The following is a 23,140-nucleotide window of genomic DNA, read 5'->3' as shown; positions in this document are numbered from 1 at the left end:
TAAATCTGGGGTCGAGGTCAGACCTGCGGGGTCCGACCCCGGCTCTCCGCCTATGGGTGGTTTGCAGCGCCCAACGTCACGCAGACCCTTGAAGAAGCCGTTTCAAAGCCGCTCGGGATAACCGGTGATGTCGGCGATTTCGGCGTACATCGGCTGCAGGCGCTGGTACATCTTCAAATACACCCGGCGGTACAGCCGCTCGTAGATCGCCTGGTTGGCCGGGATCGGCTGGAACACCCGGCCCGGCCGCGTCATGGCGCGGGTGGCGCTGGCGAAGTCCCGGTGCAGTCCGAGCCCGGCCGCCACGGCGATCGCCGCGCCCAGGCCGGACGTCTCGTAGACGTGGGCGCGCGCCGCCGGCAGGCCGAAGATGTCGGCCGTCAGCTGCATCGCCGCGTCGCTCTGCGAACCGCCGCCGGCCACGCGCAGCTCGGTCACCTTCACGCCGCTGCGCTTCTCGATGCGCTCCATGCCCTCGCGCAGCGCATAGGCCAGGCCTTCCAAAATCGCCCGGTACATATGGGCGCGGGTGTGCACGTCGCCAAAGCCGATCATCGCGCCCTTGGCCTCCGGCCCGGGCACGCGGATGCCGGGACTCCAGTACGGTTGCAGCATCAGCCCCATCGAGCCGGGCGGCACGTCCTCGACCAGACCGTCGAACAGCTCCTCCGGCGAGCCGCCGTGGCGCTGCGCGGCGGCTTGCTCCAGGTGGCCGAACTGCTCCTTGAACCAGTTGACCATCCAGTAACCGCGGAAGATCTGCACCTCGGTGCTGTAGGCGCCGGGAATGGCCGCCGGATAGGGCGGAATGAAGGGCGTCACCTCGACGTATTTTTTGGTCGTGGTGTTGACGGTGGCCGTGGTGCCGTAGCTCAGGCAGCCGATGTGCGGCTCGGTGGCGCCGGCGCCGATCACCTCGCAGGCCTTGTCGGCGGCGGCGGCCACCAGCGGCGTGCCCTGCGGGATGCCGGTCGCGGCGGCGGCGGCGGCCGTGATGGCGCCGATCACCGTGCCCGGCGCCACCAGCTCGGGCAGCATGCGCGGCTCGATCGCCAGCGCCTGCCACTTCCAGTCGCGCGCCCCGGCCCAGCGGTGGCGCTTGTAGTCGAAGGGCAGATAGGCCACCTGCGAGCCGATCGAGTCGACGAAGCGCTCGCACAGGCGGTAGTTCAGAAAGCCGGACAGCAGCAGGAACTTGTCGGTGCGCGCCCATATGTCGGGCTGCTCGGCGGCGATCCAGTTGATCTCCGCCTCGCGGCGGAAAAACTCGATGGTCGAGTCGACCCGCGCCAGCTTGAAGGCGGCGCGCCACCAGGGGCTGAGCGGCGGCACCCGGTCGGTGCGGCGCTGGTCCAGCCAGGTGATGGCCGGCCGCAGCGGCTTGCCGTCCTTGTCCAGGTTGACCACCGTGCCGCGCTGGGTGGTGACGGCGACGCCCTTGACGGCGCTGCGCGGGATGTCGGTAACGGCCCACAGGCGCTGGCAGGCTTCGCACACGGCCCGCCAATAACCCTCGGCGTCGTGCTCGGCCCAACCGGGATGCGCCGAGAAGTAGGCCTGCAAATGCACCTGCGCCTTGGCGGCGAGATTGCCGTCCAAATCGAACAGCAGCGCGCGCACACTCTGCGTGCCGTTGTCGATGGAGAGGATGTATTGAGCTGGGTCTGGCATATTGTTCACGAGGTTGTTCACGGATTGCATGGGCGCCGCCCAAACCCAAGGGCGCAAATCTGGGGTCGGACCCGCCGGGTCCGACCCCGGCTGTCCGCCTTGCGGGGTTCAAACGGCGGGCTGACGACTTGGCCGACGGGCGTCAGGCCACTGGCACGCTGTAGTGACTGTTCCATAATGCCAGATAGGCGTTCTGCTCGGCGCTCCAGCGCACGTCGCTCCAGCCCAATTCGGCCTGGCAGATGGCGCGCACCCGCGCCATCACCTCGACGCCGCCGCCGCGCAGTTGCAGGCCCAGGCGGGTGCGGCGCAGCAGCAGATCCTCCAACTTCTGCACCGCCTCGCCGCGCGCCGCCCAGCGCAGCTGCGCCCAGATGGTCTCGCTGCCGCCGATGGTCTCCAGCTCGCCGTCGTGGGCGGCGTCGACCAGCGCCTGCGCCTGCGGACCGTAGCGGCCGCGCAGGCGCGCCGCCTGGCTGACCGACAGGTGGCGGTTGTAACGCAGCGGCGGCGGCTGGACGAACACCGGCTGCGGCTGCAGCTCGGCATTCCAGCCGGGCAGCAGCGGCGCGGCCTTCTTCAAGGCGTCGAGGGCGATCACGCGGAAGGTGGTCAGCTTGCCGCCGGTGACGGTGAGCAGGCCGTTCTCCAACCACAGCGCGTGCTCCCGCCCCTCCTTGGACGGGTCGCTCTGGCCGCTGTCGATCACCGGCCGCACACCGGCGTAGGTGGCGATGATGTCGCGCTCGACCAGCGCCAGCTGGGGGAACTGGTCGTGCAGCGCCGCCATCAGGTAGTCGACCTCGGCGCGGGTGATGGCCGCCTCGTGCGCCATGTTGGCGCGGTGGTCGACGTCGGTGGTGCCGACCAGGGTCACGCCCTCCCAGGGAAAGGCGAACACCGGGCGGCCGTCGGCCGGGTGCATCAGGCTGACCGCCTGCGCCAAGGGCAGACGCCAGGCCGGCAGCACCAGATGGCTGCCGCGCAGCGGACGCAGGCGCGGCGCGGCGCCGCCCTGGGCGCGCAGGCCGTCGGCCCAGGCGCCGGTGGCGCTGACCACCAGACGGGCGCGCACCTGGTGTGTCGCCTCGGTGATGCCGTCGCGCAGGCGCGCGCCGCAGACGGTACCGTTTTGGCCCGCCGTGGCACCTTGGACTGGCTTGGCGCCTTGCCCTGCCTTGGCGCCGTGCTTGGCGTCCTGCGCGGCATCGTCGCCGGCGCGCAGCAACTGCTCGACCGCCAGGTAGTTGACGGCCACGCCGCCGTGGCGCTGCGCCTCGTGCAGCACGCGCAGCACCAGGCGGGCGTCGTCGGTCTTGGCGTCGGTGTAGCACATGCCGCCTTCCAGCTCGGCGCTGGCGACGTTGGGCGCCAGGGCGAGGAATTCATCGCGCGGGTAGTGGTGGCGGGCGCGCTGGCCGGCCATCAAGTCGTAGATCGCCAGGCCGAGCTGGAACATGCGCCGGCCCGGCTTGCGGCCACGGTAGTCGCCGAAAGCGAAGCTTTGCGGCTCGACCAGGCCGGCCGCCTCGCGCAGCAGGTGCTCGCGCTCGCGCACCGATTCGCGCGTCAGGCCGAACTTGCCCTCCTTCAGATAGCGCAGGCCGCCGTGCACCAGCTTGGACGAACGGCTCGAGGTGCCCCAGGCGAAGTCGCGTTGTTCGACCAGCAGCGCCTTCAAGCCGCGCCGCGCCGCCTCCAGCAGGATGCCGGCGCCGGTGATGCCGCCGCCGATGATCAGCAGGTCCCATTCGCGCGCCAGCAGCGCCGGCAGCTCGTCGCGGCCGCCGTCGGCGGCACCGCCACCATTCAGGCGCGGGCTCATGGCGCCACGTCCTCGGCCGGCAGCAGTTTGCCGGGGTTCATGATCTGTTGCGGGTCGAAGTGGCGGAACAAGGCGCGCATGGCGCCGATGCCCAGCGGCCCCTTCTCGGCCTGCAGATACGCCGCGTGGTCGCTGCCCACGCCGTGCTGGTGGCTGATGGTGCCGCCATGGTCGACGATGGCCTGGCTGACCGCGCCCTTGAGCGTGCGCCAGCGCGCCAGGTCCTGCTCGAAATTACCCGCCAGGCGGTAGACGAAGGTGGTGTAGACGCTGGCGCCCTGCGTGTACAGGTGCGACAGGTGGGTGTAGGTGTGCACCTTCTCGCCGTGCTGGGCCAGCGCGGCGCCGGCGGCGTCTTCGACCGCCTGCATCATGCCGCGCACGCGCGGCCAGTCGACCGCCGTCTCCACCGTGTCGATGGCGTAGCCGTGCTGCCAGGCGGCGTTGCGCAGGTAGACGTTGCGGAAGCGGTTCTGCTTCCACTTGTCGCCCATCTTGCGGCCGATGTGCACGCCGCCGTGCGGCCGGGTCAGCGCCAGCGCGTCGGCCAGCGCGCTCTTGGCGGCGCGCTTCTTGCCACTCACGCCGATCATCAGCATGCACTTGCCCTCCTTGCAGCCGCGCCAGGACAGCCAAGTCTCGAGCGCGCCGATCAAACCCTTGTGGCCGGCCAGCGCCAGCATGGTGACGGTCTCCAGCGGATTCGACAGGCGCAGCATCGACAGCGACAGGCCGCCCTGCACCACCGCGCGCACCGCCGCCTCGGCCTGCTCCCAACCGGGGAAGAAGACGGCGTGGAAGGCCTCGTACTCCGGCAGCGGGGTGATGCGCACGCTGGCCTCGGTGAGGATGCCGAGCCGGCCCTCGGAGCCGAGCACCATCTCGCGCAGGTCGGTGCCGGCGGCGGAGGCCGGAAAGGTCGGGATGACCAGCCGGCCGGCCGGCGTCTCCACCGCGCCGCCCTTGAACATCTGCTCGATGCGGCCGTAGCGCAGCGACTGCTGGCCCGACGAGCGGGTGACGATCCAGCCGCCCAGGGTCGAGTATTCGAAGGACTGCGGGAAGTGGCCCAGGGTGAAGCCGTGGGCGCGCAACTGGGCCTCCAGGTCGGGGCCGAAAACGCCGGCGCCGAAGGTGGCCAGTTGCGACTGGCGGTCCAGGCTGAGCAACTGGCACAGGCGGGTCATGCTCACGCTGAGCACCGCGCGCGCGCCGCCGGGCGCGGTCAGGTGGCCCGCCACGCTGGTGCCGCCGCCGTGTGGCACCAGCGCCACGTCGTGCGCGGCGGCGTAGGCCAGCAGCTCGCGCACGTCCTGCGCGCTCTCGGGGAAGGCGACGCCGTCCGGCGCCGTGTCGATCTGGCCATAGCGCAGGCGCAGCCAGTCGGGCAGGCTCTGGCCCAGGGCGTGGCGCAGCCGCACGGCGCCGGCCGTGTCGATCAACCGGTGCGGCGCCAGGCGCGACGGCCGCAACCGGGCGCAGGCCTGCTCGAAGGCGGCGTCGATTACCGCCGTGCCGGCGCCGATGCGCTGGGCCAGAAAGCCCAGCGCGTCCGCGTCGAGCGCAAATTCTATCGTGTCGTCACCCCAGCCGTTCCAGCGTCTCATGGTTTTCCTGTTTGCGTTGCGGCGCGCCGGCCTTTGCTTGCTATACTGGCGCGCACCTGTCGATTGATGACAACAGAATAAGACACAACCCCTCACCGGTATTGCGTATTCATGCCATTCGCCTTGTTCGATCATGCCAAGTCCGCTCCCTGAACCGCGCCACCGCGCCCGCGTCGCCGGCTCCTACCTGCTGCCGCTGCTGGAGGCGGCCGCCGCGCGCGGCGTGCCGGCGGCCGAGTTGGAACGCGGCGCCGGCCTCGCCGCCGGCGCGCTGTGGCCGCTGCCCGACACGCTGCCGGCCGACGACTACGTGCGCCTGCTCGACGTCGGCGCGCGGCTGGCCGACGACGCCCACTTCGGCCTGCACGTCGGCGAGCGCTTCAAGCTGGGCACCTACAGCGTCTACGGTTTGATTTTGCTGAGCTGCCGCGACTTCGGCCACGCCTTCGAGCAGACCATGCGCTACGAGCAGTTGGCCCACGACCTGGGCCGCTCGGCGCTGCGCCAGGCCGACGGCCTGGCCCACTACACCTGGCACAGCCACTACGGCGCCGGACAACGCCACCTGGCCGACAGCGTGTTCGCCGGCATCCGCGTGTTCGGCAACTGGCTGGCCGGGCTGACCTTGCCGCCGGCCCAATTGGAACTGACCCACGCCGGCGCCGGCCCGCACGGCGACGCCGAATACCTGCGCGTGCTGGGCGCCGTGCCGCGCTTCGGCGCGCCGGCCAACGTCGCCAGCTTCGACGCCCAGTTGCTGGCCTGGCCGGTGCCGAACGCCGACGTCAGCCTGTACCCGGTGCTGCAGCAGCACGCCGAGCAGCTGCTGGCGCTGCGCGCCCGCGCCGGCGCCGACATCCGCGTGCAGGTGCACGGCGCCATCGCGCGCAAGCTGGCCGAGGGCCAAGTGCGGCTGGCCACCATCGCCGAGGAATTGAAGCTGTCGCCGCGCACCCTGCAACGCAAACTCAGCGAGGCCGGCGCCACCTTCCAACAAGTGCTCGACCAGGCCCGCTTCGCGCTGGCCAAGGATTACCTGCGCCAGCCGGGACTGAGCCTGGTCGACATCGCCTTCCTGCTCGGCTACCAGGAACAGAGCGCCTTCAACCACGCCTTCCGCGAGTGGGCCGGGGTCAATCCGGGCGCCTACCGCGAGCGCAACTGAAGCCGGCCGGGCGCTAGGTTTCGGCGCCGCGCAGGCGCAGGAAGGGGCCGATGCAGCGCTTGCCCTGGCGGTCCAGGCAGGACAGGAACATATTGCCGCCGGGGTGGAACAACAGATAGGTGGTGCTGACGTGGCCGGCCTGGGTCACCTCGCCGCTGCAATCGTGCTTGCCGTTGTCCTTGACGATGGTGTCGACCTGCTTGTAGTAGCCCTGCGGGTCGGGCTGGTCGGCGATCTCGAAGGACGACTCGGCCACCTCTTGCGCGCTGGTGACCAAGCTGCTGCCGTCCGGGTGCATGCGGTAGATCTCGCGGCAGGCGCCGTCCGGCAGCACCAACTGCCAGGTGCCGATGATGGGATGGTCGGCGCGCAGCGGCGCCGCCGCCGCGCTGGCCGGCGCCGCCGGCGCCGTGTTGGACAGCACGGCCAGCACGGCCAACGCCCGTCGGATAGTCGATTTCATCGCGCCTCCCCCGGCTGCGTTGAACAAGCTACTGCTCGGCCGCCACCTTCATATTGGCCAGGCCGGTCTCGAAGTCCTTGCCGATCATGCTGTCCATGCTGGTCACCAGCCCCATCAGCTTGGTGACGAAGCTCGACGGGCCGGACATGGTCCAGGTCACCACCGTCATCTGGCCCTGCGGCGTCAGCACGAACTCGGTGGTGTTGTGCGACTCGAAGGGCTTGAGAAAGTCCAGCTTGATCTGCGCCCGCGTCGGCGCGGCCAGCGCGACGATCTCCATGCGGCCGGCGCCGACCTTGTCGTTGCCCTCCCAGGCGTAGACGGCGCCCTGGTCGCGCGCCGCGCCGCTAAAGCTGCGCTTCATCGCCGGGTCGAGCTTCTCCCACGGCGACCAGGTGGTCCAGTTGTGAAAGTCGCTAATCAACGGCATGATCTTTTCCGGCGCCGCCTTGATGGTGGCGCTGCGCTGGACCCGGTAGCTGTTCGGTTGCAGCGCCGCGACCAGCAGCACCAGCGCGATCAACACGACAACGGCAATGGCGGTTTTCTTGAGCATGGCTTCCTCGGCTGTCAGTGGATGGGCGGACGGCTGGCCGGCACCGCTTGGGTTGTCGGCCAGCCTAGATTAGCATGTTTTCAAGTGTGGTTTGACGCCGCGTCTAGCCGTGCGCGCCGGTTTCGCTATGCGGCCGGGCGCGTGCGGCCCGGCGCTCAGCGTGCCCGCAGGCGCACCGGCAGCGTGCTCGGCGTCATCGTGAAGGTGAAGGTCTCCTCGGCCGGCGCCGCGCCCGGCATCGCTTCGAGGATGAAATTCTTCGCCAGCATGGCCATCGCCATCTTGATCTCGGCCATGGCCAGGTAGCGTCCCGGACAGAAGCGCGGCCCGCCGCCAAAGGGGAACAGCTTGCGCGCCGGGTCGTCGCCGGCGCCGCCGGCGCCGTCCAGCCAGCGCTCGGGGCGGAACTGCTCCGCCTGCTCGAACTCGCCGCCGCGCTCGGCGCAATGGCGCAGCAGGCAAAAGATGATGGTCCCGGCCGGCACGGCCACGTCGCCCAGCGTGATGTCGCGGGTCGGCTGCAGCGCCATGATGGGTGCCACCGGCTTCAGCCGCATCGCCTCGCGCGTCGCCGCGTCCAGGTAGTGCAGCTGGTCGAGGCTGCGGTAGTCGTCCAGCACGGCGGCCTGGCCCAGCACCCGCGCGCTCTCGGCGGCCAGCGCCTCTGCCTCGCGCGGCTGCCGCGCCAGGAAATCGATCAACCAGGCGATGCTGTTGGAGGTGGTGTCCTCGCCGGCGAAGACCATGGTGATGGCGTTGCCGACCACCACCTCGTCGCCGAAGCCGGCACCGGCGCCCTCGCCGCCCTCCTCGCAGGCGACGATCAGCGCCTCCAGCATGTTCGACGGCTTCTGCCGCAGCGCCGGATTGCGCTCCATGCGGCGGCGCGCCTCGGCGATGAAGCCGAGGATGGCCTGGCGGATGCGCGCCGCGGCGGCGTCGGCCTCGCGGTCGACGGCGCGCTTGAGCAGCGGCACGCGCCAGTAGGCGAACGGCGTGGTCAGGCGCCGCGCCAAGCGGTTGAAGAGGAATTCGATGTCGCGCTGCAGCGGGTTGTCCTCGTTCTCCAGGCTGTTGAGGTCCTGCCCCATCGCCAGGCCGACGGTGACGTCCAACGTGTAGGCCTTCAGGTCGCGCGCCAGGTCGACCGGCCGGCCGGCGGCGACGGCGCTGTGCCAGCGCAGACGCAGCCGTTCGGTGTAGGCCACCAGGGTCGGGAAGAAGTTGTGGATCACTTCGGGCGTCAGCGCGCGCATCACCAGCTTGCGCTGGCGGCGCCACTCGTCGCCCTCGACACTGAACAGGCCGCGCGTGCCCATCTCCTCCAACATGCGCGAAGTGCGCGACGGCCGCCGCATCGTTTCGGGCCGGTCGCGCAGCAGCGCGGCGATGACGTCGCGCTCGGCCGTCACCATCACGTTGCGATGCAGGATGCGGAAGCGGTAGAGCGGACCGAACTCGCGGCTCCAGTCCTCCAGCACGCGGTGGAAGCGGGTCGAGTTGATCGCCTTGGCGTTGCCCATCACCGGGCTGCCCTTCGGCCCCGGCAGGTCGGCCACCTTGCGCAGCGTGCGCTGCGGTTGCTCCTGTGGTCCACTGCCGGCCAAACCTGGCGCCGCGCCGATGCTGACTTCATCCATCGTCTCTCCTCTCGATTCGGATCGTGCCGCCCACAGCCGCACTCGCGCCGGCTTCAGCCGGTCTGCATGCGCTGCACCGGGTTGACCGGGTCGCGGCTCCATTCGCACCAGCCGCCGTCGTAGACGCTGATGCCCTGCCAGTCCATCAACCAGGCGTAGAAGAACGCCAACGAGGCGCGCCAGCCGGTGCCGCAGTAGAAGGCGGTGCGGCCGGCGCCGACAATGCCGGCCTGGCGCCACTGCTCGCGGATCTCGCCGGCCGGACGCATGCGGCCGTCGGCCAGGTGGAAGGCGCTCATGCTGTTGACGTCGCCGTCGTCGCCCGCCCTGCCCCACAGCGCGCCGGGAATCTCGCCCCGGGCCTCGATGTAACTATACCCCGAAATCTTGCCAGTATGTTCACTCCAACTGCGAATACTCACCAGCCTGTCATCGGCGCAGGCCAGCAGGGCCTTGGCGCCCTTGGTATCGATCAGATAGTCTGGCCGCGCCGGAAACGGCGCGCCGAAGTCGGCGGCACCATCGTGCTGGCGCGGCGCGCCGGCCTGCAGCGGATGGCCGCCGGCCCGCCACAGCGCGAAGCCGCCGTCGAGCAGGCGCACGTCGCGCACGCCGGCGTACAGCAGCAGATGGGCGGCGCGCGCGGCGGCCAGCGTGCTGCGGCCATACAACACGACGCAGCCGTCGTGGCGCACGCCGAGGCGCAGCAGCAGGCGCAGCAACGCCCGGTCGGACACCTTGTTCCACAAGGGTTCCTGCTCCAACTCGGCGGTGTCGATGTAGCCGGCGCCGGGGATGTGCGCCTGCGCGAACAACGCGGCGCCGCCGCAACCCACCTCGAACAGCCGCCAGCCGGGCGGTGGCGCGGCCGCCACCGGCATGCCGGCGTTGAGCGCGGCCAGCCAGGCCGGCGCAACGAGCTGGCGCCAGCGCACCAGATCCGGCCGGAAGGCGTTGGCGCTGCTATGTGGGTCGGCTGGGCGGTTCATCGGCGGACGGCGCGCGGCATGACCGCGATATCAATATCGACAAAATAAGCGGCGCGCCGGCCGGCCGATCAGGCCAGTGCTTCCTTGGCCGCTTCTTCCGGCGTCAGGCCGTCGTAGAACTGGTCGGTGAACCACTCGACCTGTTCCTCGATGTGTTCCTGCGCCTGCTCCTGCGTCGCGCCGCCGGCCACCAGGAAGCCTTCCACCTCGATGCACCAGTTAATCAGTGCCATGGTTTCCGGGTCCAGCTCTTCTTGTTTCTTCGCCATCTTGATACCTCTTGCCAAATTCACGCACGCCAAACGGTGCCAGCCCGTAGTGTAGCAGCTCCACCCGGCGCCGCCGCATCAGTCGGCGCCGCGCTTGGCCGGCGCCTGCGGATACAGCACCGCCTGCAGGTAGTTGTCCATGTCGAAGTAGCGCCGCGCCGTTTCGGCCAGCTCGGCCGGCGTGATGGCGTTGGCGCGCGCCTCGAAGTCGAGCAGCGCGGCCGGGTCGCTGCCGTTGACCAGGGCCGTTTGCAGCTGCGCCAGCCAGTAACCGTTCTCGCGCAGGCCCTTGCGGTAGGACTTGGCCCAGCCGGCCCTGACCTTGTCCAGGTCGGCCGCCGTCACGCCCTGCTGCTGCACCTTGCGGATCTCGGCGAAGGTGGCGGCGATGACCTGGTCGACGTTCTCCGGGCCGCACGGCAGCTTGATGTTGATCGCATAGCCCGGATAGGGAATCTTGGCCAGCCCACCGGCCACCTCGCCGCTGTAGATCAGTCCCATCTGCTCGCGCAGCACCTCGACCAGCTTGAGGTTGAGCACCTCGACCAGCGCGCGCACGCGCATCTGCTCGGCCTCCGAGTAGACCGCGTCGCCGGTGAAGCTGAGCGCCACCAGGCTCTTGGCCTCGGCGCCGAAGCGCACTTCCTTCTTGATGACGCCGCGCGCCGGCCGCACACCCAAGTCCTTGTAGCCGGCCGCCACGTCCGGCGTCGGCAGGCCGCCCAGATAGGTCGCCAGCAGCGGCTTGATCCGCTCGACGTCGAAGCTGCCGACCAGGAAGAAGGTGAAGTCCTTGGCGCTGGCCATGCGGCTGTTGTAGATCTCCATCACGCGCGCCAGGTCGACGTGGTCGAAGTCCTGCGGCCGGGGCGCGCGCGCCACCCGTGGATGGTTGTTGAACTGGGCGCCGGCGATGGCGTCGTTGAACACCGCCTCGGGCCGCGTCAGGCTGGTCTTGGCCAGCTCGCGCTGCTTGTCGATGAAGGCGCTGTAGATCGCCGCGTCCTGGCGCGGCCGCGTCATCTCCAGGTAGGCCAGCTGCAGCATGGTCTCGACGTCGGCGCTGGCGGCGCGGCCGGACACCGTCTCGCTGAGCCAGCCCAGCGTGGTGCCGGCGCCGGCCGCCTTGCCGGCCAGGATTTTGGACAGGTCGCTCGGCGAGTAGTCGAGCACCCCCATCTGGCCGACGATGGCGCTGGCGTAGCGCGCGTTGAAGATGTCGCCCTCGTCGAACAGCGATTGGCCGCCGAAGCGCACCGCGCTCATCAGCACTTGGTCGTTGTTGAAGTCGGTCGGCTTGAGCACCACCTTGACGCCGTTGCTCAAGGTGAGCTCGGTCAGGCCCAGCCGCTCGTCGCGGCTTTGCTTGACAATGCTGCCGGCCTTGGGCGGCCGCTCCATCAACACGCTGGCATAGACCTTCTCCTCGCGCGCCTTGACGCCGGTCTTCTCGGCGGCGTTGACGGCGGCCAGCAGCTCGGCCGCCAGCGGCGGCGCCACGCCCTCGCGCTGCGCTCCCGTGTAGACCACCAGCTTGTTGCCGCCGGCCGGGATGGCCAGCCGCGCGGCGGCGTTGACCTCTTCCAGCGTGATGCCGGGCACCAGCTGGCCGGCGTAGCGGTACTCGTTGTCGATGCCGGGAATCGCTTCCTGCGCCAGGAAATGGCGCAGGTATTCGCCGACGTAGGCGGCGGAGTCCATCTTGTCGCGCTCCTGGTACAGGCGCTCGTAGTTGCGCAGCATGGTCTTCTTGGCCCGTTCCAGTTCGGCGGCGCTGAAGCCGAACTGGCGCGCCCGCTGGCCCTCCTCCATCAACGCGCCGACGGCGGGCGCGTAGCCGCCCTGGCCCAGCACCGCGCTGGCGGTGAAGGAGCGGTAGCCGCGCACCACCGTGCCCATGCCGCTGCCGCCCTGGATGAAGGGCGGCTTGGCCTGCTGCGTCAACTCGTGCATGCGCTGGCCGAGGATGAAGCCATACAGGTTCTCGACCAGGGCCTGGCGGTACTCGCCGACGGTCTTCGGCTCGGCCTTGGCCTGGATCGGGTAGCGGATGTAGATGGCGTTGGCGCCGGCCTCCTTGTCGGTCACCACCAGGCTCTCCGAGGCGGCGGGTTCGGGCATCTCGACCACCGGGCGCGGCCGCGCCGGCACCGGGTTCTTCAAGGGGCCGAAGTGCTGCGCGATCAAGCGCTCCGCCTCGGCCGGGTCGATGTCGCCGACCACCACCACGGCCATCAGTTCGGGCCGATACCAGTCATGGTAAAAGCGCTTGATGGCGTCCGGGCTGAAGGTCTTCAACACCTCCTCCTTGCCGATCGGCAGACGCTCGGCGTAGCGCGAGCCGTTGAGCACCTTGGGCAGCAGCACCTTGTTGATGCGGTCCGTCGCGCCCTTCCCCAGCCGCAGTTCCTCAAGCACGATGCCGCGCTCGCTGTCGATGTCGGCCGGGTTGAAGGACAGGCCATGGGCCCAGTCCTCCAGCACCTGGAAGCCGCGCGCGACCAACTGCGGATCGTCGGTCGGCAGCGGCAGGATGTAGACCGTCTCGTCGAAGCCGGTGTAGGCGTTCAAATCGGCGCCGAACTTGACGCCGGCCGCCTGCAGATAGGACACCAGCTCGTGCCGCTTGAAATGGCTGCTACCGTTGAAGGCCATGTGCTCGGTGAAGTGGGCCAGGCCGAGCTGGTCCTCGTCCTCCAGGATCGAGCCGGCCTTGACCACCAGCCGCAGCTCCAGCTTTTTCTCCGGCCGGCCGTTGCGCTGGATGTAGTAACTCAGGCCGTTGGCCAGCTTGCCCAGCTTGACCTGCGGGCCGACCGGCAGCGCCGCGTCCAGGCGCAGCGGCGCCACTGCGGCCGCCGCCGGCGTTGTCGCCGCCGGTGGCACGGTGGCCGCGCTGCCGGCGGCATGGGCTTGGCCGAGGAGACAGCAGGCCAGCATGGCCGCTGCGGAGGTGCTGCGCAAGGTGGGGAGAGTCATGCGGAATCGGGTCGGGTGGAAAACGGCTAACAGTACACCCAATTTGTCGATCTGCGCTAGAATTACCCCCGCTTGCCATCCGGCAGGCACAACAATACGTCTTCGGGGCGGGGTGCGATTCCCCACCGGCGGTAAGACCGGCAACGGTCAAGCCCGCGAGCGCCCGCCGGGCAGTGTGCCGGCGGGGTCAGCAGATCTGGTGCGACTCCAGGGCCGACGGTATAGTCCGGATGAAAGAAGATGTGCGGTACGCGGTCCCCTGTCCGATGCGTCGGCGCGGGCGGCCGCGCGTATCCGCTTGCCCTGTCGCGTTTTTCGCCATTGAGCGAGGAGCGTTCCACATGTTAGCCACCAACCAGTCCCACCAACTCCATTCCACCGACCTGGAGGGCCGCATCGGCGCCGCCCTCGCCGCCATGCGCGCCGGCGTGCCGGTGATCCTGCTCGACGATTTCGACCGCGAGAACGAGGCCGACCTGATCCTCGCCGCCGAAAAAGTCACTGTCGAGAGCATGGCCCTGCTGATCCGCGAATGCAGCGGCATCGTCTGCCTGTGCCTGAGCGCCGAACGGGTGCGCGAGCTCGAACTGCCGCCGATGGCCGCCGACAACGGCAGCCGCTACGGCACCCCGTTCACCGTTTCGATCGAGGCGCGCGACGGCGTCACCACCGGCGTTTCGGCGGCCGACCGCCTGACCACGGTGCGCGCCGCCATCGCCGCCGACGCCAAGCCGGCCGACCTGGTCCACCCGGGCCACGTCTTCCCGCTGCGCGCCACGCCGGGCGGCGTGCTGGCCCGCGCCGGCCACACCGAAGGTTCGGTCGACCTGGCGACGATGGCCGGCCTGCAACCGGCCGCCGTGCTGTGCGAGCTGATGAACCCGGACGGCAGCATGATGCGCGGCGAGGCGATCGAACGCTTCGCCGAACTGCACGACATGCCGATCCTGACCATCGCCGAGATGATCAGCTGGCGCCGCCAGCGGGGCGAGTAAGCGGCTGGATTCGCCCTTCAGGCCTCAGGCCTCGGCCGCCGGCATCGACGGCGCCTGGGGCCGGGCCAGTCTGACGTGGCGGTACACCAGCGCCCAGCCGCCGGCGTAGGCCAGCGCGATCATGGCGAAGGCCAGCGGCAGGCGCCACTGCCACGTCGGCAGCATATGCAGCACGCTGCCCATCATCGCCACGCCGACCAAAGCGCCGATCTGGCGATTGGCGTTCAAGGCGGCGGCCGCGCTGTTGGCATGCAGCCGGCCGGCCACCTGCATCACGGTCGCCGTCATGCCCGGTATTGCGATACCGATGGCCAGGTTCATCGCCATCGTTCCCGACACCAGCATCAGGTAAGGCGTGTCCGGCCGCAGGAAAGCCAGCAGCAGCAAGGCCATCGCCAGACCCACGCCCAAACCGTACAGCATCGGCGGCCGCACGCCGACCCGCGCCGAGATCCGTCCCGACAGCAGATTGCCGGCGGCGAAAGCGGCCATCATCGGCACCAGTTGCAGCCCGGTGTGCAAGGCGTCGGCCCCGCCCGACTGCTGCAAAAATAAGCTCAACAAGAATAGCTGGCCGAACACCGCGAAATTGATCAGGAAGCCGACACCGTTGGCGGCGCCGAAGGTGGCGCTGGCGAACAGCGCGCGCGGCAGCAGCGGGTGGGCGCCACGCCGTTCGCGCCGCAGCAGCGCCGTGGCGGAGCATACCGTCAGCAGCGCCGCCGTCAGCACCGCCACCGAGCTCCAGCCCAGCGCCGGCCCCTCGATCAGCACGAAGCTCAACGCCGCCAGCGCCAGCACGCCCAGCGCGTGGCTCAGCAAGGACAGGGCGCGCGCGTGGCGCGGCGTGGCCGGCAACAGCGTCTGCGTCAACACGATGCCGAGCAGGCCGATCGGCACATTCACCCAGAACACGCTGCGCCAGCCGAAGCTGTGCACCAGAATGCCGCCCACCAGCGGGCCGGCCGACGAGGCGCAACCGACGATGGCCGACCAGGTGCCAAGCATGCGGGCGCGGGTGTGGTCGTCGTCGTAGGCGTGGCTCAACAGGCTGAGGGAGCTGGGCATGAACAAGGCGGCGCCGGCCCCTTGCAACAGGCGCGCGGCGATCAGCGCGTTGCCGCTGGGCGCCAGCGCGCACAGCACGGAGGCGCCGATGAACAGTGCCAGTCCGCCCTGGTAGACGCTCTTCGGACCATAGCGGTCGGCCAGCGCGCCGCCGGCCAGCAGCAGCGCGGCGAAGGTCAGCGTGTAGCCGTCGACCACCCAGACCAGGCCGGTGAGCGGCACCGCCAGGTCGAGAGAGATGTCGGACAGGGCGGTGTTGACGGCGGTGACGTCGATCATCGCCATGACGAAGCCGATCGCCAGCGTCATCAACACCAACAGGGCCGGCACGGCCGGCTTGGCGATGGCGGCCGATGTGGTGGCGGCTGTGGCGGCTGTGGCGGCTGTGGCGGCTGTGGCGGCGGGGAGTTTTTGCGGAGCGGTCATGGCTATCCTATGGTGCGAGAGGTTACCAGCCGCATGGTAGGCCGCTTGCGTGATGCAGTAAATACGCATAACATCGGCACCCTGATGCAAAAATGCATCAAGGTCACCTTAACCCGCCCGCACATTGCAAGGAGCGCCGCCATGGACTGGGACAACGCCCGGGTTTTTCTCGCCATCTACCGGGCCGGCACCCTGCGCGGCGCCGCCGCCGCGCTGCTGATCGACCAAGCCACGGTGGGCCGCCGCCTGGCCGCGCTGGAAGCCTCGCTGGGCGCCCGCCTGTTCCTGCGCACGCCGTCCGGCTACGTCGCCACGCCGGCCGGCGAGCTGGCGCTGACCGCCGCCGAGCTGATGGAACAGGCCGCCGACCAGCTGCAGCGCGAAATGCAGGGCATCGACAACCGCCTGTCCGGCATCGTCCGCGTCGCCACCACCGACACCATGGCCAGCAGCTTCGTCATCGCCGCCCTGCGACGCCTGCACGTGATGCATCCGGAGATACGCATCGTCCTCAGCACCACCACGCAGATCTCCAGCCTGACCCGGCGCGAGGCCGACCTGGCCGTGCGCACCCTGCGCCCCACCAGCCCGGACCTGATCTCGCGCCATCTGACGCGCCGCGACATGGGCCTGTACGCCACCGCCGGCTACCTGCGCGAACGCGGCGAGCCGCAACAGGGCACCGCGCTGGCCGGCCACGACATCGTGATCTACCAGAGCACCATCGCGCCGCGCCACCGCGAAAAGATCTGCGGCGAGCCGGTCGCCAACGCCCGCGTGGCGATGGAGGTCAACAGCGGCATGATGCTGATCGAGGCGACGCGGGCCGGCATCGGCATCGGCGAGCTGCCCTGCCACATGGCCGACCTCGACCCGCAGTTGGTGCGCATCTGGCCCGAACGGGTCGAACACTACGACACCTGGCTGGTCATGCACAGCGACCTGAGTCGCAGCGCCCGCGTGCGCGCCGTGGCCGACGCCATCATCGACACCTTCCCGCCGCAGTAGAACAGAGCGGCCAGCCGGACGCGCCGGCGGCGCCGCGCAATGCTAAGATGCCAATATGATTTCATCCACAGCCATCCCGGCCGCGCTGCGCCGCCTGCACCGTTCCGCCATGAGCTGGCTGGTCGGCTGGTGGCGCCTGCTGCACTTCGCCGTGTTGATGCTGGAGCTGGCGCTGATGCCGAGCAGCTACCGCCGGCCGCTGCGCCCCGCGCTGGCGCGCCAGTTGGTGCAAGCGACCGCGCCCAACCTGTTGTGGTTCACCGTGCTGGCCGCGCTCATCAGCCTGGTGTTGATCCGCATCGTCGTGGTCACCTCGCAAAGCTACGGCCTGTCGCGCTTCGCGCTGGAGATGGTGGTGCGCGTGCTGGTGCTGGAACTGATCCCGCTCACCGCCGCCGCCTTCGTCGCCCTGCGCAGCACGCTGCCCACCGGCCTGGAGCTGGCGCAGCGCCGCGCCGAGGGCGACTTCGGTCCGCAGGCCAGCGGCATGGCGCTACTGCGCGGCGAATATTTTCCCCGCGTGGCGGCCGGCGTGTTCGCCGTCTGGCTGCTGGCGGCGGTCAGCTGCGTGCTGACGCTGCTGCTGGCCTACCTGTCCTTGTACGGCTTCACGCCGTGGGCGCTGGACGGCTACACCCGCGTCGTCGGCCAGGTGTTCAACCCGGCCGTCGCCTTGATCCTGATGTTGAAGATCGTATTCTTCAGCCTCGCCGCCGGCCTGATCCCGATGGCCTCGTCCTTCCACGACGGCGCCGCCTACCGCGCCCGCGCCAGCCACGGCTTGAACGACATGGTGCGCGTGTTCGGCGTCATCCTGCTGATCGAAATCGCCTCCCTGATGGGCAACTACTACTGAGCGCCTGCGCGCGCCACCCGACATGACCGACACCACGCCCTCCCCCCTGATTCCGCCCGAGCCGCCGCCGATCCGCAACGCCGAGTTCAAGGCCGCCCTGTTGCTGGGACTGATGGTGGCGCTGCTGGTCGGCTCGGCGCTCTACCTGATGTACGCGCGCGGCGCCTTCGAGGCGACCCAGACCCTGCTGCTGCAGGCCGACGACTCGGAGGGCGTGGTGGTCGGCATGGACGTCACCTTCGCCGGCTTCCCGGTCGGCCGCGTGCGCCGCATCGAGCTGGCCGGCGACGGCAAGGCGCGCATCGTCATCGACGTGCCGCGCAAGGACGCCCACTGGCTGCGCACCACCAGCATCTTCACGCTGGAGCGCGGCCTGGTGGGCGGCGCCCGCCTGCGCGCCTTCAGCGGCATCCCGACCGATCCGCCGCTGGACGACGGCGCCGTGCGCGGCCTGCTGGTGGGCGACGCCGGCGCCGAGATCCCGCGCCTGCTGGCCGCCGCCAAGGAGCTGCTGCAAAACCTCAGCAACCTGACGGCGGAAAACTCCGCGCTGGATGCCAGCCTGCGCAACTTCAAGGGCCTGACCGACAAGATCAACGGCCCGGCCGGCGCCATGGGCCTGCTCGCCGGCGACGACAAACAGGCGCAGCAGCTGGTCGAACGGGCCAGCAAGCTGCTGCTCACGGTGGACGCGCTGGCGCTCAAGGCCGACAGCCTGATCGGCAACGCCGACCGCCGCGTCTTCGGCAAGGACGGCGTGATGACAGACGCCCAGGCCACCGTGGTGCAGCTGAACGCCTTGCTGGCCGACGCCCGCAATAGTTTGAAAAAAATGGACGCGGTGCTGGTCGAGGCGCAGGCCGTCGGCGCCAACGCCAGGGTCGCCACGGCCGACCTGGGCACCTTGCGCGCCGAGGTCGAAAGCAGCTTGCGCCGGGTCGAACAGCTGGTCAACGAAATCAACCGCAAATGGCCGTTCAAACGCGACACGGAGATCAAGCTGCCATGAGAATCACGCTTCGCCTGAGCACAGGCGCGCCCCTGGCCGCAGCATTTCTGCTGGCCGGCTGCGGCAACAATCCACCACTGCCGGACTGGCAGATGAACGCCCACAGCGCGCTCGATCGCGCGCAGGCGGCCTACATGGAGGGCAACGCCAAGGTGGAAGTGGCCGAGTTCAGCCGCGCCCGCGCCAGCCTGGCCAGCACCGGCCAGCCCGGCCTGGTGATCCGCGCCGAGCTGCTGCGCTGCGCCGGCCACGTCGCCGCGCTGGCCTTCGACGACTGCCCCGGTTTCGAACAGCTGCGCCAGGACGCCAGCCCGGCCGACCGCGCCTACGCCGCGTACCTGGCCGGCCGCGCCACCGCGCAGGACGCGGCGCTGCTACCGCCGCAGCACCAGCCGGTGGCGGCCGCCAACGAAGCCGGCGCCGCCGCTGCGGTGCAGGCGATCGCCGATCCCCTGTCAAAACTGGTTGCGTCGGGCGTGTTGTTGCGCGCCGGGCGCGCCAGCCCGCCGGTGTTGGCGGGCGCGGTGGAGGCGGCGTCGGCACAAGGCTGGCGCCGGCCCTTGTTGGCCTGGCTGGGAGTGCAGGCGCAGCGCGCCGAACAGGCCGGCGACGCGCAGGAGGCCCAGCGCATCCGCCGCCGCATCGCCCTGGCGGCCGAGCAGCCTTGAGCCTCAAGGTCTGCCCGGCATGCCGCTAAACCAAGCCAACCCACAAGTGCAAAACTGGGGTCAGACCCAGCGGGTCTGACCCCGGCTCTCTGCCTCTGGGTGGTTTTGTAGCCGCCGGCACCTTGAATCCAAGGCCTTAGCCGAGCGCCCCTACTCGCCGGCCAGCGCGGCGGCTTCGCGCAGCTTGTCCTTCTTGCTCTTGCGCTTGCCCTTGATGCCGCCGTTGACCGTATCGGTCACCGCCGCCACCGGCGCCGCCTCCTCCACCGCTTCGAAGCCGACGATCTGCTCGCGCTCAAGCAGGATGTCCTGGCGTTTTTCGATCAGGCGGAAATGCGCCTCGGTGTCGGCGCTGACGAAGCTGATCGCCACGCCCTTCTCGCCGGCCCGGCCGGTGCGGCCGATGCGGTGGGTGTAGTCGACCGCCGAACGCGGCAAGTCATAGTTGACCACCGCCGGCAGCCGCGCGATGTCGATGCCGCGCGCCGCCACGTCGGTGGCCACCAGCACCTGCAGGCGGCTGGCCTTGAACTCGGCCAGCACCTCGCCGCGCGCGCCCTGGCTCAACTCGCCGTGGAAGGCGCCGGCCGGAATGCCGTTGCGGCGCAGCTTGTCGGCCACGTGCTCGGCGGCGTACTTGGTGGCGACGAACACCAGCACCTTGCTCCAGCGCTGCTGCAGGATCAGGTTTTTCAGCAGTTGCGTGCGGCGCGGCACGTCGACCATGATGGCGCGCTGCGCGATGTCCGGCTTGCTGGCCGGCTCGCCCAGCACCTCGACGCGGGTCGGCTGGTGCAGCATGGTGTCGGCCAGCGCCTGCACCTCCGGCGGAAAGGTCGCCGAGAAGAACAGGTTCTGCCGCTGCGTCGGCAGTTGTTCGAGAATGCGGCCCAGCTCCTCGCTGAAGCCCAGGTCGAGCAGGCGGTCGGCCTCGTCGAGCACCAGCATGGCGGTGCGCGAGATCTTCAGCGCGTTGTGGTCGAGCAGGTCGAGCAGACGGCCCGGCGTGGCGACGACGATGTCGGCGCCGCCGCGCAGCGCCATCATTTGCGGGTTGATCGAGACGCCGCCGAAAACGATGGCGACCTTGACCTGCATCGGCAGGTGCAGCGCCAGCTTGCGGATCGTCTCGCCGACCTGGGCGGCCAGCTCGCGCGTCGGCACCAGCACCAGGCCATGCAGCTGGCGCGGGCCGCTGCGGTTGTCGAGCAGCGACTGCAGCAGCGGCAGCGCGAAGGCGGCGGTCTTGCCGGAACCGGTTTGCGCGGCGCCCAGCACGTCCTCGCCGCGCAGCACGGCGGGGATGGCCTCGCGTTGGATCGCGGTCGGTTCGGTGTAGCCGCTGGCGGTGACGGCGTTGAGCAGGGAGGGAGCAAGGCCCAGCGAGGAAAATGACATGATGGCCTTTGGCGTTGATTGGGTATTGATGATGCGGTGATTGCGTTGAATTTTCCGCCAGTATAAAGCAGGCGCCGGCGGCGGACAGGAAATCGGCCTGTGCACAATTGTGGTTTCTACAATTGCGCCCTGCCGCCGTTCGTGGGAATATGACATTTTGACAAACCGAGACCGGATTCATGATCAACTGGGACGCCCACGCCTGCCTGCCGCAACACCCCCAGGCCGATTTCACGCCGGTCAGCCAGTTGCACGCCGCCGGCGTCAATTACGTCTCGCTCAACGTCGGCGCCGACATGAACCCGGTGTCGCAGGTGATGTCGGTGATCGCCGGCTACCGCGCCACCATCGCCGCCAATCCCGAGCGCTTCGTGCTCATCTCCAGCGTCGACGACATCATCCAGGCCGCCGCCGACGGCCGCATGGCCATCAGCTTCGACCTGGAAGGCTCGATGATGTTGATGGACCAGCCGGACATGCTGGCGCTGTACGCCGAACTGGGCGTGCGCCAGATCCTGCTCGCCTACAACCGCAACAACAGCGTGGCCGACGGCTGCCACGACGTGCCGCGCGGCCTGACCGGCCTGGGTTACCGCATGGTCGAAGCGATCAACGACGCCGGCATCCTGATGGACTGCGCCCACAGCGGCCGCCTGTGCAGCATGGACGTGATGACCGCCTCCAGCAAGCCGGTGATCTTCAGCCACGCCAATCCCTACGCGCTGGTGCCGCACGGGCGCAACGTCAACGACGAGCAGATCCGCGCCTGCGCCGCCACCGGCGGCGTGGTCTGCGTCTCCGGCCTGTCCTGGTTCCTCGGCAGCAGCCACCCCAACGCCGACGACGTGGCGCGCCACGCCGCCTACATCGCCAACCTGGTCGGCGTGGCCCACGCCGGCATCGGCCTGGACATCTGCTTCCAGCAGCGCGGCCTGGACGACACGCCGCCCGGCCATTTCGACCCCGGCCACTGGTGGCCCGCCTCGGCCGGCTACAGCGCCAGCAAGCCGCCCACCTTCACGCCGCCGTCGGTGTGGCGCGAGCTGGGCGCCGCCCTGCGCCGCACCGGCATGAGCGAGGCCGAAGCCGAGATGGTCATGGGCCGCAACATGATGCGCGTCGCCCAGCAGGTGTGGAGCAAGCCGCAGGCGCTGCGGCTGATGGCCGCCTGACGCCACCAGCCGCCGTCGTTCCCGCGCAGGCGGGAACCTATACGCCATATCCTGCCCAGCGGCATAGACAGACACCCGCCCGCGCGGCGGTTAGCCGATGCGCAACGACGGCTTGCCGACTCCTATAAAGCAAGTCACCCCCGCCATTCCCGTACCAAGCGAATTTGACATTTATCATTAATCAAGAAGATCAATGATCAATGAGTCACGACAATACGCTTATCCAAAAGTCCCCTATCGTTAGGAGAAAGCACAACAGCCCGGCCTGTGGTTCATCGCCCGGAATCCACGCCCCATAGGATAAGCCCACCATGCCACCTTTCTATGCCCACTCCGGCAATCAGGCCGACAAATCGGACTGGCAACCACTTAGTGGGAATTTGCAAGCCGTTGGCGACATGGCGACCCGGTTCGCAGAGACTTTCTGCGGAACGGAGCTTGGCGCTGCCGGCGGGCAGCTCCACGATATCGTCTTCCGCCTGGACGGCGAACAACAGTATGTCCATCAATTGCCGGCAGCGCAGGTGCTGCGCGCCAAAGTCCTCGCCGGCGCCCAGGCGGCGACCGGGCTATGCCTGGTGACAGGCGAAACCTTGCCCGTTGCGCGGCTGCATCCAGCCATCCGCAGCGTGAATGGAGCACAAAACTCGGGCGCCTCGATTGTGTCGTTCAATCAGGAAGCCTTCGCCTCCTATGGCAAGCAACAGGGCGACAATGCGCCGGTATCCGAAGCCGCCGCCTTCGGCTACAGCATGGTACTCAACCATCTGCTGCGGCGCGACGAGCACAACCGCCAACGCCTGCAAATTGGCGACGCCAGCGTCGTATTATGGGCTCAGGCGAATTCGATGGACGCCTGCGACAAGGCGCAATCATTACTTTTCAACATGCTTAGTCCGCCAAGCGACGATGCCCGGGAGGCGGCAAAACTGCGAACGGTACTGGAAGCGATCAGCGCCGGCAAGCCACTGCGCGAGCTAGACTTGGATCTCGATGACAACACAGAATTGTTCGTGCTCGGTCTAGCGCCAAACGCATCGCGTCTCTCTATCCGCTTCTGGCAAAGCGGTAGTCTGGAATTCTTCGCCCGCCACATCGCCGAACATTTTCAGGATCTCGACATCGTGCCGCAACCATGGAAAACCGCGCCCGCCATCTGGCGCCTGTTGCACGCCACCGTGCCCAGCCACGACAACAAGAGCAAGGCCGACGACATCGCGCCCCAGCTCGCCGGCGACATGATGCGAGCAGTACTGACCGGCAGCCGCTATCCGCGCAGCTTGCTGGGTATTCCGGACGAACGTGACCAGTGATTCCGGCATCGTGACCAGTCATTCCATTTGAACGTGACCGCCCATTCCGGGCGAACGTGACCG

19 protein-coding genes and 1 riboswitch are annotated in these 23,140 nt (G+C 69.1%); of the genes, 8 read left to right on the top strand and 11 right to left on the bottom strand.

What is annotated here, in order from left to right; all coding sequences use genetic code 11:
• Positions 1 to 102: 102 nt before the first annotated feature.
• The 3 genes from H7U20_RS27080 to H7U20_RS27070 all read right to left on the bottom strand — a co-directional run bounded on the left by H7U20_RS27080 (position 103) and on the right by H7U20_RS27070 (position 5,103).
• Positions 103 to 1,671 carry an FGGY-family carbohydrate kinase gene (locus tag H7U20_RS27080; protein ID WP_199762255.1) on the bottom strand — a complete coding sequence of 523 codons (1,569 nt, stop codon included), beginning with the start codon at positions 1,669 to 1,671 and terminating at the stop codon, positions 103 to 105.
• Positions 1,672 to 1,813: 142 nt separating this feature from the next.
• A complete protein-coding gene (locus H7U20_RS27075) occupies positions 1,814 to 3,496 on the bottom strand; it encodes a glycerol-3-phosphate dehydrogenase/oxidase (protein ID WP_199762254.1) in 1,683 nt (560 codons plus the stop codon).
• The gene (locus tag H7U20_RS27070) at positions 3,493 to 5,103 is read right to left on the bottom strand and encodes an FAD-binding oxidoreductase (protein WP_199762253.1); all 1,611 of its coding nucleotides are present in this window, start codon (positions 5,101 to 5,103) and stop codon (positions 3,493 to 3,495) included. Before H7U20_RS27070 ends, H7U20_RS27075 begins: the two co-directional genes overlap by 4 nt.
• A gap of 133 nt (positions 5,104 to 5,236) precedes the next feature.
• Between H7U20_RS27070 and H7U20_RS27065 the strand changes: the two genes are divergently transcribed.
• Complete coding sequence (locus H7U20_RS27065) at positions 5,237 to 6,268, top strand: AraC family transcriptional regulator (protein ID WP_199762252.1); 1,032 nt, start codon at positions 5,237 to 5,239, stop codon at positions 6,266 to 6,268.
• Positions 6,269 to 6,281: 13 nt separating this feature from the next.
• On the opposite strand, the gene H7U20_RS27060 is transcribed toward H7U20_RS27065, so the two are convergent.
• From H7U20_RS27060 to H7U20_RS27035, 6 genes are all read right to left on the bottom strand, one after another.
• The gene (locus tag H7U20_RS27060) at positions 6,282 to 6,731 is read right to left on the bottom strand and encodes a hypothetical protein (protein WP_199762251.1); all 450 of its coding nucleotides are present in this window, start codon (positions 6,729 to 6,731) and stop codon (positions 6,282 to 6,284) included.
• 28 nt (positions 6,732 to 6,759) lie between these two features.
• Entirely contained in the window at positions 6,760 to 7,287 is a 528-nt protein-coding gene (locus H7U20_RS27055; RefSeq protein WP_199762250.1) for an SRPBCC family protein, read from the bottom strand.
• A 155-nt stretch (positions 7,288 to 7,442) separates the two neighbouring features.
• Entirely contained in the window at positions 7,443 to 8,927 is a 1,485-nt protein-coding gene (locus H7U20_RS27050; protein ID WP_199762249.1) for a cytochrome P450, read from the bottom strand.
• Positions 8,928 to 8,980: 53 nt separating this feature from the next.
• Positions 8,981 to 9,916: a sulfurtransferase gene (locus tag H7U20_RS27045; RefSeq protein WP_199762248.1), complete on the bottom strand. Its 936-nt coding sequence runs from the start codon at positions 9,914 to 9,916 to the stop codon at positions 8,981 to 8,983.
• Between the two features lie 68 nt (positions 9,917 to 9,984).
• On the bottom strand, positions 9,985 to 10,185 hold the full coding sequence (locus H7U20_RS27040; protein ID WP_199762247.1) for a hypothetical protein: 201 nt from the start codon (positions 10,183 to 10,185) through the stop codon (positions 9,985 to 9,987).
• 78 nt (positions 10,186 to 10,263) lie between these two features.
• Positions 10,264 to 13,164 carry a M16 family metallopeptidase gene (locus tag H7U20_RS27035; protein WP_199762246.1) on the bottom strand — a complete coding sequence of 967 codons (2,901 nt, stop codon included), beginning with the start codon at positions 13,162 to 13,164 and terminating at the stop codon, positions 10,264 to 10,266.
• Positions 13,165 to 13,258: 94 nt separating this feature from the next.
• Positions 13,259 to 13,410: riboswitch (FMN riboswitch) on the top strand.
• 95 nt (positions 13,411 to 13,505) lie between these two features.
• Here H7U20_RS27035 and ribB point away from each other — a divergent pair.
• Positions 13,506 to 14,159 carry a 3,4-dihydroxy-2-butanone-4-phosphate synthase gene (ribB, locus tag H7U20_RS27030; protein ID WP_199762245.1) on the top strand — a complete coding sequence of 218 codons (654 nt, stop codon included), beginning with the start codon at positions 13,506 to 13,508 and terminating at the stop codon, positions 14,157 to 14,159.
• Positions 14,160 to 14,183: 24 nt separating this feature from the next.
• Here ribB and H7U20_RS27025 read toward each other — a convergent pair whose 3' ends face one another.
• Positions 14,184 to 15,653 carry an MFS transporter gene (locus H7U20_RS27025; RefSeq protein WP_199762244.1) on the bottom strand — a complete coding sequence of 490 codons (1,470 nt, stop codon included), beginning with the start codon at positions 15,651 to 15,653 and terminating at the stop codon, positions 14,184 to 14,186.
• A 141-nt stretch (positions 15,654 to 15,794) separates the two neighbouring features.
• Between H7U20_RS27025 and H7U20_RS27020 the strand changes: the two genes are divergently transcribed.
• Genes H7U20_RS27020 through H7U20_RS27005 form a run of 4 tightly spaced genes read left to right on the top strand, consistent with a single transcriptional unit; the run spans position 15,795 to position 19,194 of the window.
• Positions 15,795 to 16,661, top strand: a complete 867-nt coding sequence (locus H7U20_RS27020; protein ID WP_199762243.1) for a LysR family transcriptional regulator — start codon at positions 15,795 to 15,797, stop codon at positions 16,659 to 16,661.
• 55 nt (positions 16,662 to 16,716) lie between these two features.
• Positions 16,717 to 17,517, top strand: a complete 801-nt coding sequence (locus H7U20_RS27015) for an MlaE family ABC transporter permease (RefSeq protein ID WP_233411131.1) — start codon at positions 16,717 to 16,719, stop codon at positions 17,515 to 17,517.
• A 22-nt stretch (positions 17,518 to 17,539) separates the two neighbouring features.
• Positions 17,540 to 18,526: an MlaD family protein gene (locus H7U20_RS27010; protein WP_199762242.1), complete on the top strand. Its 987-nt coding sequence runs from the start codon at positions 17,540 to 17,542 to the stop codon at positions 18,524 to 18,526.
• Positions 18,523 to 19,194, top strand: coding sequence for a hypothetical protein (locus tag H7U20_RS27005; RefSeq protein ID WP_199762241.1), 672 nt, complete (start codon positions 18,523 to 18,525; stop codon positions 19,192 to 19,194). Before H7U20_RS27010 ends, H7U20_RS27005 begins: the two co-directional genes overlap by 4 nt.
• A 150-nt stretch (positions 19,195 to 19,344) precedes the next feature.
• On the opposite strand, the gene H7U20_RS27000 is transcribed toward H7U20_RS27005, so the two are convergent.
• The gene (locus H7U20_RS27000; RefSeq protein ID WP_199762240.1) at positions 19,345 to 20,592 is read right to left on the bottom strand and encodes a DEAD/DEAH box helicase; all 1,248 of its coding nucleotides are present in this window, start codon (positions 20,590 to 20,592) and stop codon (positions 19,345 to 19,347) included.
• Positions 20,593 to 20,771: 179 nt separating this feature from the next.
• On the opposite strand from H7U20_RS27000, the gene H7U20_RS26995 reads away from it, so the two are divergent.
• Together H7U20_RS26995 and cas8c are read left to right on the top strand one after the other, a co-directional pair.
• Positions 20,772 to 21,764: a dipeptidase gene (locus H7U20_RS26995; RefSeq protein WP_199762239.1), complete on the top strand. Its 993-nt coding sequence runs from the start codon at positions 20,772 to 20,774 to the stop codon at positions 21,762 to 21,764.
• Between the two features lie 311 nt (positions 21,765 to 22,075).
• Positions 22,076 to 23,077, top strand: a complete 1,002-nt coding sequence (gene cas8c, locus H7U20_RS26990; RefSeq protein ID WP_199762238.1) for a type I-C CRISPR-associated protein Cas8c/Csd1 — start codon at positions 22,076 to 22,078, stop codon at positions 23,075 to 23,077.
• Positions 23,078 to 23,140: the final 63 nt, after the last annotated feature.

Origin of the sequence: Rugamonas violacea (genome assembly GCF_016461825.1) — a bacterium.
Classification (GTDB): domain Bacteria; phylum Pseudomonadota; class Gammaproteobacteria; order Burkholderiales; family Burkholderiaceae_D; genus Rugamonas.
Note: the sequence above shows the minus strand (reverse complement) of the source record. Positions and strands in the feature narration are given on the sequence as shown.